We start from the raw sequence: 19,290 nt of genomic DNA, 5'->3' as shown, positions 1-19,290 counted from the left end.
CTGGAGGTCATAACCATGCGCAATCAACCCCATGCCGAACCTGCAGCAGAGACCGGAGCGGGCCGGGCGCCTGCGCCGCCCCTTGAGGACGCGAGGAAGCTTGCCCGAAGCCGATGGCTCAAGAAGCTTTACAGCCAGCGGCATCTGCAGATCATGGCGCTGCTCGGCGTCATCTGGATGATTATTTTCAACTATATCCCGATGTACGGCGTCATCATCGCCTTTAAGGAATTCAACATCATCAAGTCCATTGGCGAGGCTCCATGGGTAGGACTGGAGCATTTCAAGGAATTTTTCGCCAACGACGATTTCACGAGCGTCATGCGCAACACGCTCGGGATCAGCTTGCTGAAGCTGTTCATCGGGTTTCCGCTGCCGATCATTTTCGCGCTGTTTCTGAACGAAATCCGGTCGTTCCGTTACAAGCGGACGATCCAGACGATATCGTATTTGCCGCACTTCATCTCCTGGGTTATCCTGGGCGGCATTCTGATGACCTGGCTTGCCGACACCGGCGTCATTAACAAAATCCTGCTCGCGCTGAACATGATTGATCAGCCGATTACGTTCCTGGCTGAGCCGAAGTATTTCTGGGGCATCGTCATTACGTCGGATATTTGGAAGGAGCTCGGCTGGTCCGCGATCATCTATCTGGCCGCCATCGCGAGCATCTCGCCGGAGATGTACGAGGCCTCTACAATCGACGGGGCGGGGCGCTTTCAGAAAATGTGGTATATCACGCTTCCGAGCATTAAAGCGACCATCTCCATTTTGTTTATCCTGGCCGTCAGTAGCGTGCTGAGCTCCAACTTCGATCAGATCCTGGTGCTTCGCAACCCGCTGAACGAAAGTACAAGCAACGTTATCGACATCTTCGTCTACCATACCGGCTTGCAGAACGGACGCTATTCTTACGCCCAGGCCGTTTCGCTGTTCAAGTCGATCATCGCGATCATCCTGCTGCTGATTGCCAACCGGGTTACCAAAAAACTGAACGATACATCCCTGTTCTAACGAAAGGAGGCAGCGGCAAACGATGTTTAAACGCAAAACAAAGGGCGAAGCCATCTTCGACATGTTCAACAATTTCGGCATGCTGATCGTATGCTTTCTGACCATTTACCCGATCTGGTACGTGCTGGTCAATGCCTTCAACGACGGGCAGGACGCCATGCGCGGAGGCATTTACTGGTGGCCGAGGGAGTTCAGTCTGCAAAATTTTGAGGCCGTCTTCCAAAGCTCCGGCATCATGACGGCCATGGGCATTACGGTCGCCAAGACGGTCGTCGGCGTTTTTGTCCACGTCCTGTTTACGGCGATGGTAGCCTACGCATTCTCCCGCAAGGGGCTGATCGGCGGCAAGTTGTATATTTTTCTCGGTACGGTCACGATGTTCTTCACCGGCGGGCTCATTCCGACGTATCTGCTGATCAAGGATCTTAATATGCTGGACAGCTTCCTGGTGTACATCATTCCCGCCATGTTCAGCTTCTTCGACCTCATCATCTTCATGACGTTCTTCCGGGAAATTCCGGACGGGCTTGAAGAAGCGGCGAAGATCGACGGGGCGAACGATTGGTCGATCTTCCTGCGGGTCGTGCTGCCGGTCTCGATGCCGGTCATCGCCACCATCGCCCTGTTCCACGGCGTGTACCAATGGAACGACTATTTCACGGGTGTGATCTATATCAACAACACGGATCTGCAGCCGATCCAGACCTACTTGTACAAGGTCATCGCGCAGTCCAGTTCGAACCAGATGATGGCCCAGGTGCCGGGAGGCATCTCCAAGACGGTGACCTCGCAGTCGATCAAAATGGCGACTATGGTCGTGACGACGCTTCCGATCGTGTTCGTCTACCCATTCCTGCAGCGTTATTTCGTCAAAGGGATGATGATCGGCTCCATCAAGGGTTAAACCGTAATCGGCCGCGGAGCGCCAGGGCATGTATGCAGCAAGGGCGGCGCTTCCGGACGGCCGGCGGGGCAACCGCTGGAGTGTACTGCCGAAGCAAGGGTAGTTTCTCTTGCCACTCCTGGCAAGGGTTCTATATAATCATATCTCTAAATAAGAAAAGGGGAAAAACACATGAGCAAGATGCTTAAGCCAAAGAGCCTTCTGCTGTTGATGTTCGCGCTGGTCATGGCCTTTACGACAGCATGCTCGTCCGGCGGCGATAACAAAAACGCCTCCGAGAAGGAAGGGGAGCAGTCGCCTCCTGCAGAGGAAGTGAAGCTGACCCAGGACGATCCGGGCTGGAAGGTGGACACATCGCCTATCACGTTCGACTGGTACATCAACTTCGCCTGGTTCCCGAACAAATGGGGAGAGGACATCACCTCCCAATACGTAACGGAGAAAACCGGGGTTAACATCAACTTTATCGTCCCTGCCGGCAATGAGACCGAGAAGATGAACACGATGATCGCCTCCGGCACGCTTCCGGATTTCATCACGCTGGACTGGAACAATGACGCGGTTAAGAAAATGATCGAGGGTGAGCTCGTCCTGCCGCTGAATGAGCTGGCGGAGCAATACGATCCGTATTTCTTTAAAGTAACCGATCCCGGGAAGGTATCGTGGTATACGAAGGACGACGGCAACATCTACGGCTATCCGAACGCGTCCTCTTCGCCGAAGGATTACGAGAAGTTCAGCGACAACATCACGTCCAACCAGACATTCCTCGTGCGCAAGGATATGTACGAGGCGCTCGGCAAGCCGGATATGCGCACGCCTGAAGGTTTCTTGAAAGCGCTTGAAGATGCAAAGAAGATGTTCCCGGACGTGAACGGGCAGCCGCTGATTCCGCTTGGCCTGCACGACTTCCACGAGAAGGGCAACTATTCGCTAGAGAGCTATATCCAAAACTTCCTGGCGATCCCGCTGGAGAAGGACGGCAAGCTGTATGACCGCTCCACCGATCCGGAATACGTGAAATGGCTGAAGACGCTGCGCCAGGCGAATGAGAAAGGGCTGCTGTCCAAGGATATCTTCGTGGATAAGCGTCCGCAGATGGAAGAGAAGATTGCGCAAGGCCGCTATTTCGCGATGCTGTATCAGCGCAGCGACATGGCTAACCAGCAGAACGTGCTTTACGCGAACGATCCGAACTCCGTATATATCGCGGTTGACGGACCGGCCAACTCCAATCTGGATCAGCCGACGCTGTCGGGACCATCGATCTCCGGCTGGACGTTGACGCTGATCTCCAAGGATGTTAAAGACAAAGCGCGCGCCATCCGCTTCCTGAGCTATTTGATCTCCGAAGAAGGACAGCGCGACCTGTATCTCGGCAAGCAAGGCGTTACTTGGGATACGATTGACGGCAAGGACCAGTTCCTCCCTGAGGTTGTGGAGCTGCTGAACAGCGACCGCGGCGCGTTTGACAAAAAATACGGCGCGTCCCACACCTTCTGGATGATGATGGACACGAACATGACTCCGGCATGGGCGCCTCCGGCCGTCGAGCCGTTCAAGCAGATGGAAGACTGGACGCGCGGCAAGGCCCACAGCTTCTCGCAATTTGACCAGCTTGATCCGGACGGCAGCTCCGAGGAAGGGATCATTAACGACAAGGTCCTGACGGAATGGGGCAAGACGCTGCCGAAGCTGCTGCTCTCCTCCTCGGATGCGGAGTTTGACCAAGCATGGAACGATTACTTGGCTAAACGCGAGTCGCTCGGATTTGCGAAAGTGCAGGAATACAGACAGAAAGAATACGAGGAGAACGTGAAAAAGCTTGAGGAATTCCTGAAATAATGAAAGGAACCCTCTTGAGGTGAACGGCTGCTACTATTTGCGGCGAGGTTGACGCTAACTAGTTGCTCCAATAGATGCGAAGGTACCCTATTTCATTTGATGTCGAAATAGGGTGCCTTTTGGCATGTCAAGCGATATGATAGGAGCATATCCGGCTTGTCGCAGGAAGAGCGTCAGTTTCACGATGGAAGCGCGGACGTTAACGAAACAGGAAGTGACCGTCATGAGAAAACGATGGGTGCAGCTAATTTCATCCTTTATGTACTGGGTCGGGCGCAGGTCCATGCAGAGCCGCCTGGTGGCCGCCTATATATTGATTTTGCTCATTCCGAGCATCATCGTGTCGAATTACTTTTTTCAACAGATTCGGGATACGTATATCAGCGATGCGCTGAACCAAAACACGTTCCTGCTGGAGACCGAGAAGATGAACATGCAGAGCCAGATCGAGTCGATCGAGATGGCGGCGCAGCTTGCGATCTCCGACCAGGCCATCAAGGATTACCTGGGGATCGAGGAGGAGCTCAGCTCGGCTGCGCTGATGGAGGTGGCGTGGGGGCCGTCCAAGGACATCCAGCGGATTCAGACGAATAATCCCAACATCGCACACCTCCGCTTGTTCACCGGCAATGAGCATGTCATGGAAATGTGGCCGATTATATTCAAGGAGAGCCGCATTGCCGCGGAGCCCTGGTTCGCCCCGATGAAGTCGCAAGGCGTTAGCGAGCTGTGGGTATTCAATCACCGGGATCCGGACATTCTTCAGCGCTACGCTACAGACGTGCCCGAGGAGCAGCCGAAGGTGTCCCTGATCCGGCGGGTCGGAAGCGGTGCCGAGGACGGGCTTATTCAGGTCGATATGCTGCTTAAGTATTTCGCGCCGAAGACGTTCGGAGGGATTCATGATACCGGCTCGCAGATGGTGATCGTGGATCGGGACGGCCAGTTCTTCATGGATCGCAGGCAGTCCTTCATGACAAGCCGCGAGGGGCTGAGAGACGAGGTCGAGACTCAGTTCAAGAAGCTCCTAAAGGAGGAAACCGATCCTGAATCGGACCGCATCGTCCATTCCCGGTTCAGCGTGGACGGGGCGTCGTACCTGCTCATCGCCGCGCCGGTGGAGCGTTTGCAGGCACATGTGCTGAATGTCGTTTCCCTGGAGGGCGCGTTAAACAATGTCTCCAAGGCACAGTGGCAGATCATAGCGGCGAACGTGATCCTGATCATTTTGCTGTCGTTCATCACGTACTATTTGAACTCGATTATTTTGAAAAATTTGCGGCGCCTGACCGACACGATGAAGAAGGTCCGCAAGGGCGAGGTTTCCTCCGGTATCGATATCCGGGGCGGCGGCGAGGTCGGCGAGCTAGCGCATCATTTCAATAAGCTGATCCGCACGATTAATGAGCTGATTGCTCAAGGGATCCGGAAGCAAGCCGTCACGAAGGAAGCAGAGCTCCGAACGCTGCATAGCCAGATCGACTCGCATTTCCTGTACAACACGCTCGAAAATATCAAGATGCTGGCCGAAATCGAGGGACAGCGCACGATCTCGGATGCGTTAACCTCGCTGGGCGGCATGATGCGCTACAATTTCAAGTGGTCGGGGGAATACGTCAAGCTGAGGGATGAAATCCGCCATATTCGCAATTACATTGACGTTATGAATATCCGGTACGATGAGCCGATTGAGTTTGAGCTTAATATACCTTCGGAATTCATGGAGCTGGAGGTGCTGAAGATGTCGCTGCAGCCGATCGTGGAAAATGCGGTGAAGCACGGCTGGCCGGACGGCTCGGCCGAAGCGAAGCGGATCCAGATCGATGTGGTGGCCTGGGAGGAGGACCGGATTACGATTTACGTGAAGGATAACGGGGTTGGCATCGAAGCCTACCGTCTGGGCAGGCTGCGCGAAATTTTGCGCACGGTGCATGATGAGGATCTTCCGTCCGGAGATTACGGGCGAGGCGGGCACCAGGCCGGAGGCATCGGGCTCCGGAACGTGCATCAGCGGATCAAGCTGTTCTACGGGAATGAATACGGCTTGGACGTGAATAGCGAAGCAGGCGGGTTTACGCTGGTGACGATGACGTTTCCGAAGGTGTTGTTAACGGGAGGAGGAGGCGGACATGAGAAATCTGTTGATCGTGGATGACGAGAAGAACATCCGCTTCGGATTGAAGATGATGATCGAGCGGGAGTTCCCGGAGGCGTACGATATCCGGATGGCTTCGCAAGGGGAGGAAGCGCTGCAGCTGCTTCGCGCCCAGCCGGCGGACATCGTGATAACCGACATCCGAATGCCGGTCATGGACGGCATCCGGCTAATCGAGTCGCTGGCCGAGCTGGAAGGAACGGGGGCAGCCAAGCCGGTCGTGCTGATCCTGAGCGGCTATGAGGACTTCGAATACGCAAAGGCCGCGATCCGGTATCAGGTGAAGGAATATCTCCTGAAGCCGATCCGGCGCGAGGAGCTCTTCGCCGCCCTTCGCAAGACGGAGGAAGCGCTGATTCGGCAGGCCGAAGTGGACAGCCGCATGGCCGCCACCGACGTGTATCTGCAGCAGCTGCAGTCTCACCGTCTCAAGGAGCTGCTGGAGCAGCCGGAGGATACCGACATTGATTTGGCGGCAGCAGCCGAATCGATCGGCTTCGAAGCGTACGTCAAGCCGTTTCGGGTGGCTGTCATGAAATATAAGTACGAAGACGGCAACACGATGAACAAGGATGAGCTGAAGCAGCTCGTGGAGAAAATGATGGAATCCGTCGAGGGGCGGATCAGCGCCAGCGTTTTGGACGGCCGGGGGAGGCTCGTGCTGGTCGGCAGTCCCGATGGACAGTTCGAGAAGCTGGCGCGGCAGTTTGCGGAGCGGGAGATGGACGGATTATTCGTCGGCATCAGCCGGGAAGGCTCCCGGATCGAGGATGTCCGGATCTGCTACAATCAGGCGCTCCACGCGCTCAGCTACACCTTCATTCAACCGAACATCCGGCTGATGAATCATGAGGACATAAACGGTGAGCTGCGCAGCTATCCGATGCCGGAGGAGGATATCCGCAAGCTTGGCAATATGCTGGGCACCGGGCGCGACCGGGAGATCAAGACGCTGCTGCTGGATATTTTTCATATCGGGGATATGCCGCATGTCGATATCGCTTATCTGGAGCGCGTCGGCAAGCAGATCAATGAGCAGGTGCTCGATGAAGTGTTCCGCGTATACGGGGAGTCGATGGTCGAGGTGCTCAAGCTCTACCGGAGGGTAGGGACGATGGATAATTACCGTCATTTTCATGCGTATTACCGCAGTCTCGAGCACCTGCTGCTGAGTGTGAACGAATATATTCAAGGCATCCGGTCCGCTCATAGCGAGCATTCCGAGATGAAGGCAGCCATCGCTTATATGGAAGAGAACTATCACCGACCGCTGAACATGGCGATGGTCAGCAATCACGTTTCGCTTAATTATTCGTATTTCAGCGAGGCATTCAAAGCCCATACGGGCGAAAACTTTGTCGCTTATTTGAAGAAGCTGCGGATCTCGCGGGCCAAGGCATTGCTTCAGGACGGGGCGATGAAGCTGGCCGATATCGGCAAGGCGGTCGGATTCGAGAACACGAAGCAATTCTCGCGCGTGTTCAAGGAGCTGGAAGGCATATCGCCGCATGAATACCGCATGAAGCTGCAGGCTGACGCGGAGCTGGGGCGGGGATAGAGAAGTGGAGTCGCTCCGTCCCTTGCCATGCTGAGGATTCAAAGCATCTCGTCACTTAACGTCAAAAAAAGACACCTTAAACGCTCTTCACGGCCACGGTACTTTCCGGGGCACAGACGTCCAGGTGTCTTTCGTATATATGGGATCATGTGGCCATAATCCTTAAATGCATGGATGTGATTATTTCGAGGTCGTTTCCAGAGAGGACAGCGTCATTTCCATCTTGCGGGTAATTTCTCTCTGCCATTTCACATCGCCAAGCTGGATGGCAAGATTCAGCAGATCCAGGTAATCGTCAATCTGCAGTGAACAACGGCGGGAAGTCGTTTTCATAAGACCATCGGCTCTCCTTTATAATTCAACTCTTCAAGCAGGAAAGGCGGTCATGGAGGCGGCCTTGCCAGCAGCGGATGTTCCGGACCCGCACGGATGTCTGTCTGAGCCCTCCGCGCTTATTGCCCTATAGAACTAACTGCTTGCATCCACCGCTACAGCAGCCAGGCGGCCGCTGCGTCCATTCTCAGCTCATTCTCACTTGTCCGGTAATGATAATCATTATCATGTAACTAATGTTTATTATAAAGACTTCCCGCGTAATTGCAAGTGATTTTCCTATCCGGCATCAAAAAAACATTAACTCATAAAGAAACGCTGCCTGTACTTTCGAGGCGAGATCCCTTCCTGCTTGGTGAAGCAGGAGGTGAAGTAGGCCGCATGGTTAAACCCCACCTCTTCGGCGATGCGGCTGATGCTCAGGTCCGTCTGAAGCAGCAGCAGCTTCGACTGCTCGATCCGGTAGCGCTGCAAATATTCGACGGGAGAGCAGCCGTATTCCTTCTGCATGCAGCGTGCGATATACACCGGATGGAAATTGATCCGGTCCCCTAGCTGCTGCACCTTGAATTCCTCCTTGTAGTGCTTCCGCAAATAAGCGGCGGCCCGTTCGGCGCAGGCGGAGGAAGGCGTGGAGACCGGTGCATCCAGGGCGGCGGCAAGCTGCTCGATCAGCTCCTGAAAGACGACCTGCTGCCGCCATAGGAATTTGGCCTGCTGCCCATGCTGGACCAAGGCGTTTAGCGTGGCCAGCAGCTCCGCCGCCTTCTCCGGCTGCGGGAGGCTTCCGAATTGCGGGATTTTGACGGAAAAATAGTTCGGCGTCATCGCCTTCAGCTCCACGATGTCTTCTCTTCTCGAAGCATCGCCGGTTTCCTCCGCGCTCCATGGCCCCGACGACTGAAAGTGCAGCCAATAATAATCGGTTTCCTCCGTGCAGCCTCTTGTACCGAAGTGATGGGTGTCGGGACGCAGAATAAGGAACATGCCCTGCCTGATTTCATAGGGATGGCCGTTCTCGGTCACGTCAAGCTGCCCCTTGACGACGACGAGCAGGTCGAAGATGCCGATGTTTTTACGGTTCGGATGCCCTCCATTCACGGGGGCACGGGTGAGTCCGCTATGAATATAGACCGGCAGCGGCGGAACGGTAAAATTCAGGATCGTCATAAAGAAAGCCCTTTCGTGATGAGTGAGGTTGGATTTTTTATAATTTACGTTCGGATACTGATATTATAACCCTAGTATACCATCTATAATTTGAAAAGGTTATCGCCGTTTGAAGCGAATTGGGCGTGTAACCCTTACATCATGGGTGGAGGTTGGAATGTTGGATAAAGATACGAAAAAATTTACGCTATGGGTTCTGGCATGGCCCATATTTATAGAGCTGTTCCTGCAGTTTTTGCTGGGAGCGGTGGATACATTGATGGTCAGCCGCATTTCCGATGACGCGGTAGCGGTGGTCGGCTTCTCGAACCAGCTGTTCCAGGCGATGACGACGCTGTTCATGACGGTGGCGAGCGGGGCGGGAATTCTGATCGCGCAGAAGATCGGCTCATACAAAACGGGCGATGCCCGGACGATCGGCATCATGGCGGTGAGCGTCACGACCCTGATCGGCCTTGTGTGCAGCGTGATTCTGTTTGCCATGCCTGAGGCGATTGCTTCCATGCTTCAGCTGCCGGACCGCCTGCTGCCGCTTGCCGGAACCTATATCTCGATTGTCGGCGGGGGCATGGTGCTGATCGCCATGATGGCAACGATGAGCACCGTCATTCGCAACACGGGCAATACCCGCGGACCGATGTACGTGGCGATCGGCATGAACGTTATTCATGTCATCATGAACTACGGCTTTATTTTCGGCGCCTTCGGCTTCCCGCAGTGGGGCTTGACCGGGGTGGCGATTTCAACTGTGGCCAGCCGGCTGCTCGCGGTGCTGATGCTGCTGTACATGTTCCTGCGCGCGTTCGAATACAAGATCAAGTGGAAGGAGTTCCGGGTGTTTGACCGTCCGCTGTTCGGCGAGATTTTGAAGATCGGCTGGCCGCTCGGCATCAATATGTCCTGCTGGGTATTCTCGCAGCTGGTCATCTACTCGTTCATCGCGCAGCTAGGGGCAGCGGAGCTGGCGGCGCGTACGTACATGAATACGCTGGAATCGTTCTGCTTCCTGCTCGGCTCCTCCATTGCGATGGCGGCCCAGATCCAGATCGCGCATTTGTACGGGGCCGGCCGGACCCGGGAGGCGTACCGGAGCGCATACCGTGCGCTCGGCATCGGCGCGATATACGTGATCGTGAATGCGTTCGTGCTGTATGTGTTCGGCAAGCAGCTGCTCGGACTGTTTACGGATGACAAGACGATCATTGCGATCGGCGCGTCGCTGCTCGGCATGAACCTGATCCTTCAGCCAGGCAAAATGCTCAATATGGCGCTCGGCAACTCGCTAAATGCAGTGGGCGATACGCGGTTTACGATGTATATCTCCCTCGGCTCGATGTGGATCGTCGCAACGGTCCTGTCCTACGTACTGGGGATCTATATGGGATGGGGACTCATCGGCATTTACTCCTGCATGATTGCCGATGAATACTTGCGGGGCGTCTTATCCTATTTCCGCTGGCGGGGACAGAAGTGTCTGCGCAAAGCGGAATCGCAGGCACCTGCGGATTCCGTGAAAATGCCAGGGGAATCGGTGGCAGCCGCCGGAGTGTAGCGTATAAATCATTGTGCTGCAAGCGTAGAGGTAGAAAGAAGATTGCAATTGTTTTAGTTGGCGGGGGTTGGCCAAAAAAGTGTCCCAAAGTCATCGTGAAGACTTTGGGACACACTTTTTTTAGAGAGGCGATTGCATCAGGCGGGCTTTTTCTTTTATACAATTTAAATCTTCATCTCTACATAAACCATCGTTTCAACGAATTAGATAAGCTCTATCCTTTTCCAATTGGTCAGGATATAAATCCATAAAAGTGTTAAAATCCAATTCTTCATTTGGTAGTGAAGAGATAATGTCCTGTATTTCCAATTGTAAGTTGGTATATTTATTGTTATCTAAGATAATGCAGAAGGTAATATCCGTACATAAATGTAATGCTTGAAATAACTCTTTTATTTCATTAGCCTGATTTCTTTTTGGGTCAGAAGAGACAAAATCGCAGGAGCATTGGTTGGTAATATCATAATAGTACTTCTCTGGATGTTTATGTTCCACACCCTGTGTAATGTCCCTAATATAGATATTCATGTCGATGAATTTCCCGATAATAGAATCTGGGATATTACGATCTATTACAATATGCATAAAATAACACATAGCTGCCTCCTATTTAAAAGATGAGGTGGATCATGATCAGCATCTGTTTTGGCGGTATCTGGGTTAAGAACCGGATGCTATCATTACCTAGAAAGGTACAGCAGCATACGAGTTCCTCTTTTTCCATCTAACTTACATAACAGTTTGAAATTGATCAATGTTACATCCTTGGAGTAAAAATTTCCATTCTAATAGACCGTGTTTCGATCCATCCTTGGTATGAACAGTTACAAAGTTGGAGAATGGGGCAGGGAAGAGAGAGGGAAGCCGCATTGAGAGCGCGCTCAAGGAATTTGGTTTTGAAGCTCAAATAAAATTCAAGGTAACTCCCGTTACAGCTAAGTTTTTGCCGCCAAGCCCCCTTAGTTTCCCGCATCCCTGCCTGCATGTTATATTTAGGGGAAACAGAGGATGAAGGAGAGAATACTGTGTACAGACATATCGCAACCATTCTCGGGGCTGGACAGGCCGTTGACGTCATGGGTGGAGGACAAGAATGAACACTACCATTTCAGATATCGCCAAAATCGCAGGCGTGGCCAAGAGCACGGTGTCCCGTTACCTGAACGGCGGTTCCGTCAGCGAGGCTACCCGGCGGAAAATCGAGCATGTCATCAAGGAAACGGGCTACATTCCAAACTCCTTCGCCCAAAGCTTGAAGGCCAAGAAGACGAGCATGATCGGCGCGATCGTACCCCGGCTGGATTCCTTCGCCGCATCTCAGACGGTGACGGGCATGGATGAGGAGCTGAGGGAGAACGGCTACCAGCTGCTGATTATCAATACAAGCCAGAATCTATCGCGGGAGATCGAGGCCCTGTATGACCTGGCAAGGCAAAAAATATCGGGGATCGTCCTGTTCGCTACGCAGATTACGGAATCCCATTTGACGGCGATCGAGGAAATCGGGATCCCGGTCATTTTTCTCGGTCAGCAGCATGAGGATGTCCACAGCATTATTTATGACGATTACACGGCGGGGTATGAGATCGGCCGGTATATTTTAGCCAAAGGACACCGGGATATCGCTTATTTGGGGGTAACCGAGAAGGATGTGGCCGTTGGAGTGCGGCGCAAGCATGGGTTCCAGCAAGCGCTGAAGGAGCAGGCCGGCGCCTCGGCCGATTTTTATGAGAGCGGGTTTAGGATGTCGGTAGCGGTAGAAGCGGCTTCCCGTATCCTGGATAACCGGGACCGGCGTCCGACGGCCATCGTATGCGCAACGGACAATATTGCGCTTGGAGTGATGAAGGCGGCGCATATGCGGGGAATCCGGATTCCGGAGGATATTTCGGTTACCGGCTTTGGGGGCTACGATGTGACTGAAGTGATTCATCCGGGCCTCACAACGGTTAAATATGGCTACGCAGCGGGGGGACGTCTGGCCGCGCGTCAAGTCATGAAGCTTGTCCAAGAGGAATCCGTCGACACCCTGACGGTACTGGATTATGAATTTATCGAGCGCGAAAGCGTTGACAATATCGAATAGAATCGATTATACTCAAAGCATCGGAACCGGTTCCAAAGCGTTGAAACACTTTGGAACTGCGTCCTTTATTTTTACCTCGGGTTGGAACCGGTTCCACTACAATGTCGCTGTTGTGATGTTGTTAAGAACAGACCAGTAAGGAGAAGGATATGAACAGAGAACAGAAATACCGCCGCCTGGAACAGGCTTCTCCCGAAGAAATGTCCGCCTTGAGGAAGAAGGTGGAGGATAGCGGCTGGAGGCAGACGTATCACATTCAGCCGATCACCGGCCTTTTGAACGATCCGAACGGGTTTGCTTATTTTGCAGGTGAGTATCACCTGTTCTATCAGTGGTTTCCGCTCGGAACCTACCACGGGCTCAAATATTGGTACCACACGGCATCGAAGGATTTGGTCTTTTGGCGCAATGCCGGAATCGCGATCGAGCCGCGGGATCCGCATGATTGGTATGGCGCCTACTCGGGGAGCGGTATCGTGAAGGACGGCAAGCTGCACTTGATGTACACGGGAAATACCAGGGATCGTGACTGGAACAGACGCTCCTTCCAGTGCATGGCCGTCATGGATGCAGCGGGAGCTGTCACCAAGCTTCCCGAGCCTCTCATCGATCATGTGCCGGAAGGATATACCGAGCACTTTCGCGATCCGAAGGTGTGGAAGGATCCCGATCTGTACCGCTGCGTCATCGGCGCCCAGAGAGAGGATGCCACCGGGACCGCCGTCATGTATGAGTCTTCGGATTTGCTCAATTGGCGCTTCGCCGGGGAGATCAAGACCGGGCTGAAGCATTTCGGCTACATGTGGGAATGCCCCGATTATTTTGAGCTCGATGGCCAGGGGGTTCTTCTCTTCTGTCCCCAAGGGATAGAGCCGCAAGGAGATCGCTTCCGGAATGTTTACCAATCCGGTTACCTGGTCGGCAAGCCGCTGAACCGGGAGACGCTGGATTTTGAACACGGCGCCTTTCATGAGCTGGACAGAGGCTTTGATTTCTATGCGCCGCAGACGATGGAGGATGATCAGGGGCGCCGGATCTTGGTCGCCTGGATGGGGCAGGCGGAGATCGGCTACCCGACGGATTCGCACGGCTGGGCGCACTGCCTGACGCTGCCGAGGACGCTGGAGCTTCGGGACGGCAAGCTGGTGCAGCAGCCGGTGCGGGAGCTGGAGAAGCTGAGAAGAGAGCGCCGCGAGGTACAGGACACCCTAACGAATGAGAAAAAGTCATATGCAGGCGTGAGCGGAACCGCATTCGAGCTGATCTGCGAATTTGCCGATGTGAACGCCGAATCCGTAGGCATCGAATTTCGGGCCGGTGAAACGGAGCGTACCGTCATTCATTATGACTTCGAGCGGCAAATCCTGACGTTTGATCGCTCGGAGGCCGGCGAGAGGATCAACAGCAAGTACGGCTCGACCCGGTCATGCAGAGTGCAGACGAAGTCCCTCAAGCTTCATTTGTTTGTGGACACTTCCTCGGTGGAGTGTTTTATCAACGACGGGGAAGAAGTGTTTACTAGTCGTATTTTTCCACACCCCGACAGCACGGGCATTCGGTTTTTCGCCAATAACGGCAGTGCCGGCTTGAAGGTAGCCAAATGGGATTTGGCGCAAGCCGTAAATGATATGGAAGGGAATGAATGAGCATGGCAGCTAATAACCGCGAGATTGCTAAGCAGGTCGTTGAAGCCATCGGCGGCAGGGAGAACATCGCTTCCTTTGCCCATTGCGCCACCCGGCTTCGCATTATGGTTCATGATCAGCAGAAGATCGACCAGAAGAAGGTCGAGAATATCGACAAGGTGAAAGGTGCATTTTTCAACTCCGGCCAGTATCAGATCATCTTCGGCACCGGTACCGTCAACCAAATCTTTGAAGAAGTTGAGAACCTTGGGCTGGAGAGCACAAGCAAAGAAGAGCTGAAATCCGAAGCGAAAAAATCGGGCAATGCGCTTCAGCGCGCGATCCGCACATTTGGCGATGTATTCGTTCCGATCATCCCGGTATTGGTCGCTACGGGACTGTTCATGGGGCTGCGGGGCCTCTTGACCCAGGAGACGGTGCTTGCCTGGTTCGGGATGGCGCCTGACGATATTTCGGCTAATTTCCTGATGTTCACCCAGGTGCTGACCGATACGGCGTTTGCGTTTTTGCCTGCCCTTGTCGCTTGGTCGACCTTTAGAGTATTCGGCGGAAGCCCGGTGCTCGGCATCGTGCTGGGATTGATGCTCGTCAACCCGGCTCTACCTAACGCTTATAGCGTGGCTAACGGGTCCGAGGAAGCACTTATTATGTTTGGTTTTATCCCGGTGGTTGGCTATCAGGGATCGGTTCTGCCGGCATTTTTCATGGGGCTGCTCGGGGCGAAGTTCGAGCGTTATCTGCGGAAGCGCATTCCTGAAGCGATCGATTTGATCGTGACGCCATTCGTCACGCTGCTGGTGATGATCATTCTCGGCCTGTTTGCGATCGGCCCGATCTTCCACTCGCTTGAAGACGTCATCCTGAGCGCGGTCACGTATCTGCTGGATCTTCCGTTTGGCATCGCCGGACTGTTGATCGGCTTCTTCAATCAGATCATCGTCGTGACGGGGGTTCATCACATCTTTAACTTCCTGGAAATCCAGCTGCTGGAGCAGACGGGAAGCAATCCGTTCAACGCGATCGTTACCAGCGCGATGGCGGCTCAAGGCGCAGCCTGCCTTGCCGTCGGCATGAAGACGAAGAACAAGAAGCTGAAGGCACTTTCCCTGCCATCTTCGTTCTCGGCATTTCTCGGCATTTCGGAGCCGGCCATATTCGGGGTGAACCTGCGATATGTGAAGCCTTTTATCATGGGTCTGATCGGCGGGGGCATTGGAGGCTTCATGGCTTCGATCTTCCACTTGAAGGCAACCGGCATGGCGATTACAGTTATTCCGGGGACGCTCCTGTATCTGAACAGCCAGCTGCCGCTCTACATTTTGTGCAACCTGACGGCGATGGCGATTACCTTCGTGCTGACCTGGATGTTCGGCTTTAACGATAAAATGCTGGACGACTTGAAGACGGAAGCGAAATAACAAACACGAAAAGGGTACTGTGACTGCACTGCAGCATGGTATCCTTTTTTTGTCATGAGAAAAAATTATAAATCGAAAACTTTGCGCAACCATGCCGGGGTATCTTAAGTGATTGGCCAATTGGAAAGGAGGCAGGCGCGGTTGGTACACGACCTGATACAACGATTACAACAGGAATATAGTGACGAGCTGTTCGAACAGCTATACCGGCTGTATGCGGATCGGGCGATCCGAACGGCAACGGCGATCACCGGCAGCGCGGCGAGCGCCGCGGATGTCGTCCAGGAGACCTTTATCCGGGTATACCGCAATTTGGGGATGTATGATCTGAGCAGACCGTTTGACCCTTGGTTTCACCGGATTCTCTATAACGAATGCAACCGTTATTTGAAGAAGCATGCGAGGATGGTACCTTCGGAAATTTCGGAGGAGACGGACCTTCCACCTGAGACGGACACTTACGAATTTGACCGCCACGGCGATGTTTATGAGATGGTGCAGCGGCTGGATGACGAGCATCGGATCCCCATCGTGCTGAAATACTTGAATGATCTGGCGGAGAAGGATATCGCGGACATGATGGAGCTGAACGTCAATACGGTGAAATCAAGATTGTTCAAGGCGCGGAAGAAGCTGAAGGAATGGATGCTGCAGAGACAAGGAGGGAGTCAGCATGGGACGTGAGCCATGGGAGAAAGAGTTGAAGGACGGCCTGGAAAAAGGGACGGAGGACGCGATGAAGCAGCAGGATGAAATATGGGCGTCGATTAAGAAGCGGATTGACAGCGAGCGCGCATCGCAGTCTTCGGAGCCGGCCGCGGTGCCGTTCGCCCCGCGGAAGACGAAGGCGCGCCGTTCGGGAAGAAAGACGGCCAGCTGGATGGTCGGAACGGCCGCTGCGGCGGTGATTGTGCTGGCATTAAGCGTTCAGACGCCGCCGGTGCAAGCATTTATCGACCAGGTGAAAGAGTGGTTCGCTCCCCAGAAGACGGTGGAGCAGGAGCTGGAAGGGTCGCCGGAGACGAGCGTGGATTCCCTGCATGAGAGCGCCGATTATGTCATCTATATTGACGAAAGCCGGTTCAAGATGATTCAAGGCGAAGGCGTGGATCGGATCGAGCCGGTTCATAAGCCGGAGGATGACCGCTATCCGGAAGTGTACATGGAGATCTCGCAGGACCAAGAAGCACCGAAGGTGGTATCCGAACGGCTGGAAGCCGAGCTGTCGGATCAGCCGAAGGTAGAGGCGGAAGCCATTCAGGAGCCGGTTAACGGCTTCGAAGTCCGGGCGGTAGGCGGGACGGGCGGCAAGGAATGGAATGATCCGATCGTGCGCTACTATATTTTCGATAACGGACAGGGCGGAAGCTTTGTGGTGAAGCAGCAGTATTTCCTTGAAGCGGCTGAAGGCTACGGGGCGCGTTTCCACAATATGATGAAGGAGTTCCATATTACGACGAATGCCGGGGAAAAACAGGCGGGAGAAGGAGAATAAAGAGATGAGAAATTTCAGCTTGGTGCTGGATGAGAGCGCCCCCGACGCTTCGTTAAGGATGTTCCGTTCGTCGGCAAGACAATGACGACATCCGGGCGCAGCTGGGGGAGCCTAAGACGACGGGCAAAGCCGGCGGCACCGCAACATGACAGTACGACTTCGCCAAGGAGGGCTACCGGTACCCGGAGAAGGCCGTATCGGTCGATGTCCAAGGCTTGTCGAACGGCAGCATGAAGGAACAGCTCTTTGTGACATTCGGGGAGGACGGGACCGTGCAGTCTGCCTCGCTGTACTATATGGCGGATGGGGAGATTATGGAGTATCGGGTAACGGAAGACGGAGCCGTTGAGGAGCCTGCCGGGAGAGATTGAGATTGATCTGACGGGACAATGGGCGGCGGGGGTTCAGTTGAATAAGATACGGGACCAACAGAACGAGTGATGTACAATGTACAAAATTTGAAAATTCAAACAAGCATATAAAAGCGGCTCGCCTAGTGGCGGGCTTTTTTATGTTGTGAAAATAACATACGTCATTGATGTTATTTATTATCACATATAAAGTAGGATTATGTAGTTACAGATATGGTGTCCGCAAATCGAAATTTAAAGATAAAAGCCGATAAATCGGAAATAAACCATGAATTAACTAGATGTAATCGCTTAATTGAAGGAATTTATCGTTTGTGATATTAATTAACATAAAATAGAATGAACTCAATAAATACATAGTATTGAGTTAGGAAATATGACATCAGAGGAGCGTGCGATCATGAAGTCCAGAACCAATCACCCTATAGCCGTCTGGAGCACGGCAGCTTTAACCGCACTAGTCATTTCGTTAACCCCGGTCGGCAGCTATGCGGCATATGCCCAGACGGTAACGGAGGTCAAAGGGACGGTTAGTACGCCTGCATCTGCATCGACAGCTGCGGCGCCGGGACGGAATACGACGGTTCCGCCGTTGTCCGAGGCTTCTAAACAGTCGACGCGTCCGAATGTGCTCGTCATCGGAACAGGCGGCACGATTGCCGGGCAGTCGACGGATGCGACCAGCTTCCAGTCCTACAGAGCAGGAACGCTGGCGATTGAGGATATGGTCGGCGAGCTGCCGAACAAGGATAAAGTTGCCGATGTAACGGCGCTCCAGTTCGGCAACTCCGGCTCCAGCGCCTATACGATGGAAGACTTATACGACCTGTCCCTGACGGTGGACAAAGCGCTTGAGACGTATGACAGCGTGGTGGTAACCACCGGGACGGACACGATGGAGGAAATCGCGTATTTCCTTGATCTGACCGTGCAGAGCGACAAGCCGGTCGTCATTACAGGAGCGATGAGGCCGTGGACGGTGATCGGTTCCGATGCCCAGGCCAACCTGTACAATGCCATCAAGCTGGCGGGCAGCGGACGCACCGCCTCGTTCGGGACGGTGCTGATGCTGAACGACACGATACATCTGGCCCGTGGCGTCACGAAAACCAACGACTATCGTACGGACACGTTCGAGACGCCGATGCTCGGGGCCGTCGGCTACATTGATGAGGAGAATATCCGCATTTACCGCGCACCGCTTCGGGCAACGAAGGCGGACGGCGAGGGCAAGCCGGTGTTCGATCTGAGCAAAATTTCGAAAGCCGATCTCGCCAAGGTGGAGATCGCGGTCTCTTACCAGCAAGCTGGGGGCGGCGCGATTAAGGGCTTTGTCGCCGACGGCGCGAAGGGCATCGTCACGGCAGGCACCGGAGCCGGCGGCATCTCCCGTGAGATGAGCGCCGCACGAAAGGAGGCGATTGAGAAAGGCGTTGTGTTCGTAACGACCACCCGCACCGGTTCGGGAAGCGTCTACGGCGGGGGAGAAGGCATTATTTCGGGCGACAACCTAAGCCCGCAGCAAGCACGGATCCTGCTGCTGCTCTCCCTGTCCTTTACCGACGATTTCAATACGATCAAGGGCTGGTTCGAAACGTACGGTACGCCTGAAGTGTAAACGCGTTGTTGTCTGTTGGCTCGGTCATCCTACTGAACTTATGAAGTTCCTTCCACCATTTTATACACTTGCCGCCAGGGCATCCCTGGCGGACTTTTTTTGTTTGAACACAAAAAAACGCCCCT

At 53.9% G+C, this 19,290-nt stretch carries 15 protein-coding genes; 12 read left to right on the top strand and 3 right to left on the bottom strand.

Features of this window, described 5'->3' with window-relative positions; translation table 11 throughout:
* Positions 1 to 15: 15 nt before the first annotated feature.
* The 5 genes from MKX76_RS20425 (at position 16) to MKX76_RS20405 (ending at position 7,476) form a co-directional block, all read left to right on the top strand.
* Positions 16 to 1,014: an ABC transporter permease gene (locus tag MKX76_RS20425; RefSeq protein WP_007130573.1), complete on the top strand. Its 999-nt coding sequence runs from the start codon at positions 16 to 18 to the stop codon at positions 1,012 to 1,014.
* Between the two features lie 22 nt (positions 1,015 to 1,036).
* Entirely contained in the window at positions 1,037 to 1,918 is an 882-nt protein-coding gene (locus tag MKX76_RS20420) for a carbohydrate ABC transporter permease (RefSeq protein ID WP_251536056.1), read from the top strand.
* A 171-nt stretch (positions 1,919 to 2,089) separates the two neighbouring features.
* Positions 2,090 to 3,763, top strand: a complete 1,674-nt coding sequence (locus MKX76_RS20415) for an extracellular solute-binding protein (protein WP_007130571.1) — start codon at positions 2,090 to 2,092, stop codon at positions 3,761 to 3,763.
* A gap of 223 nt (positions 3,764 to 3,986) precedes the next feature.
* Positions 3,987 to 5,918: a cache domain-containing sensor histidine kinase gene (locus MKX76_RS20410; RefSeq protein WP_340897723.1), complete on the top strand. Its 1,932-nt coding sequence runs from the start codon at positions 3,987 to 3,989 to the stop codon at positions 5,916 to 5,918.
* Entirely contained in the window at positions 5,893 to 7,476 is a 1,584-nt protein-coding gene (locus tag MKX76_RS20405; RefSeq protein WP_341034524.1) for a response regulator, read from the top strand. The genes MKX76_RS20410 and MKX76_RS20405 overlap by 26 nt, the downstream gene beginning before the upstream one ends.
* 180 nt (positions 7,477 to 7,656) lie before the next feature.
* Here the strand turns inward: MKX76_RS20405 and MKX76_RS20400 are convergent, their stop codons facing one another.
* Entirely contained in the window at positions 7,657 to 7,809 is a 153-nt protein-coding gene (locus MKX76_RS20400) for a hypothetical protein (protein WP_007130568.1), read from the bottom strand.
* 300 nt (positions 7,810 to 8,109) lie between these two features.
* Positions 8,110 to 8,979, bottom strand: a complete 870-nt coding sequence (locus tag MKX76_RS20395) for an AraC family transcriptional regulator (protein ID WP_213613204.1) — start codon at positions 8,977 to 8,979, stop codon at positions 8,110 to 8,112.
* 157 nt (positions 8,980 to 9,136) lie between these two features.
* On the opposite strand from MKX76_RS20395, the gene MKX76_RS20390 reads away from it, so the two are divergent.
* Complete coding sequence (locus MKX76_RS20390) at positions 9,137 to 10,531, top strand: MATE family efflux transporter (RefSeq protein ID WP_007130566.1); 1,395 nt, start codon at positions 9,137 to 9,139, stop codon at positions 10,529 to 10,531.
* A gap of 195 nt (positions 10,532 to 10,726) precedes the next feature.
* On the opposite strand, the gene MKX76_RS20385 is transcribed toward MKX76_RS20390, so the two are convergent.
* Positions 10,727 to 11,128, bottom strand: a complete 402-nt coding sequence (locus MKX76_RS20385; protein WP_007130565.1) for a hypothetical protein — start codon at positions 11,126 to 11,128, stop codon at positions 10,727 to 10,729.
* Positions 11,129 to 11,624: 496 nt separating this feature from the next.
* Between MKX76_RS20385 and MKX76_RS20380 the strand changes: the two genes are divergently transcribed.
* The 6 genes from MKX76_RS20380 to MKX76_RS20355 all read left to right on the top strand — a co-directional run bounded on the left by MKX76_RS20380 (position 11,625) and on the right by MKX76_RS20355 (position 19,165).
* Entirely contained in the window at positions 11,625 to 12,617 is a 993-nt protein-coding gene (locus MKX76_RS20380; RefSeq protein WP_007130564.1) for a LacI family DNA-binding transcriptional regulator, read from the top strand.
* 149 nt (positions 12,618 to 12,766) lie between these two features.
* Positions 12,767 to 14,263: a glycoside hydrolase family 32 protein gene (locus MKX76_RS20375; RefSeq protein WP_007130563.1), complete on the top strand. Its 1,497-nt coding sequence runs from the start codon at positions 12,767 to 12,769 to the stop codon at positions 14,261 to 14,263.
* Entirely contained in the window at positions 14,260 to 15,681 is a 1,422-nt protein-coding gene (locus MKX76_RS20370) for a sucrose-specific PTS transporter subunit IIBC (protein ID WP_007130562.1), read from the top strand. The genes MKX76_RS20375 and MKX76_RS20370 overlap by 4 nt, the downstream gene beginning before the upstream one ends.
* A 141-nt stretch (positions 15,682 to 15,822) precedes the next feature.
* Positions 15,823 to 16,365: an RNA polymerase sigma factor gene (locus MKX76_RS20365; RefSeq protein ID WP_007130561.1), complete on the top strand. Its 543-nt coding sequence runs from the start codon at positions 15,823 to 15,825 to the stop codon at positions 16,363 to 16,365.
* Complete coding sequence (locus MKX76_RS20360) at positions 16,355 to 17,176, top strand: hypothetical protein (protein WP_007130560.1); 822 nt, start codon at positions 16,355 to 16,357, stop codon at positions 17,174 to 17,176. The genes MKX76_RS20365 and MKX76_RS20360 overlap by 11 nt, the downstream gene beginning before the upstream one ends.
* 771 nt (positions 17,177 to 17,947) lie before the next feature.
* Entirely contained in the window at positions 17,948 to 19,165 is a 1,218-nt protein-coding gene (locus tag MKX76_RS20355) for an asparaginase (RefSeq protein ID WP_007130559.1), read from the top strand.
* The last annotated feature ends 125 nt before the right edge of the window (positions 19,166 to 19,290 follow it).

Origin of the sequence: Paenibacillus sp. FSL R5-0810 (assembly GCF_038002285.1) — a bacterium.
In the GTDB taxonomy this organism is placed as follows: Bacteria; Bacillota; Bacilli; order Paenibacillales; family Paenibacillaceae; genus Paenibacillus_AQ; species Paenibacillus_AQ lactis.
This window is presented reverse-complemented; position numbering and strand designations above follow the sequence as displayed.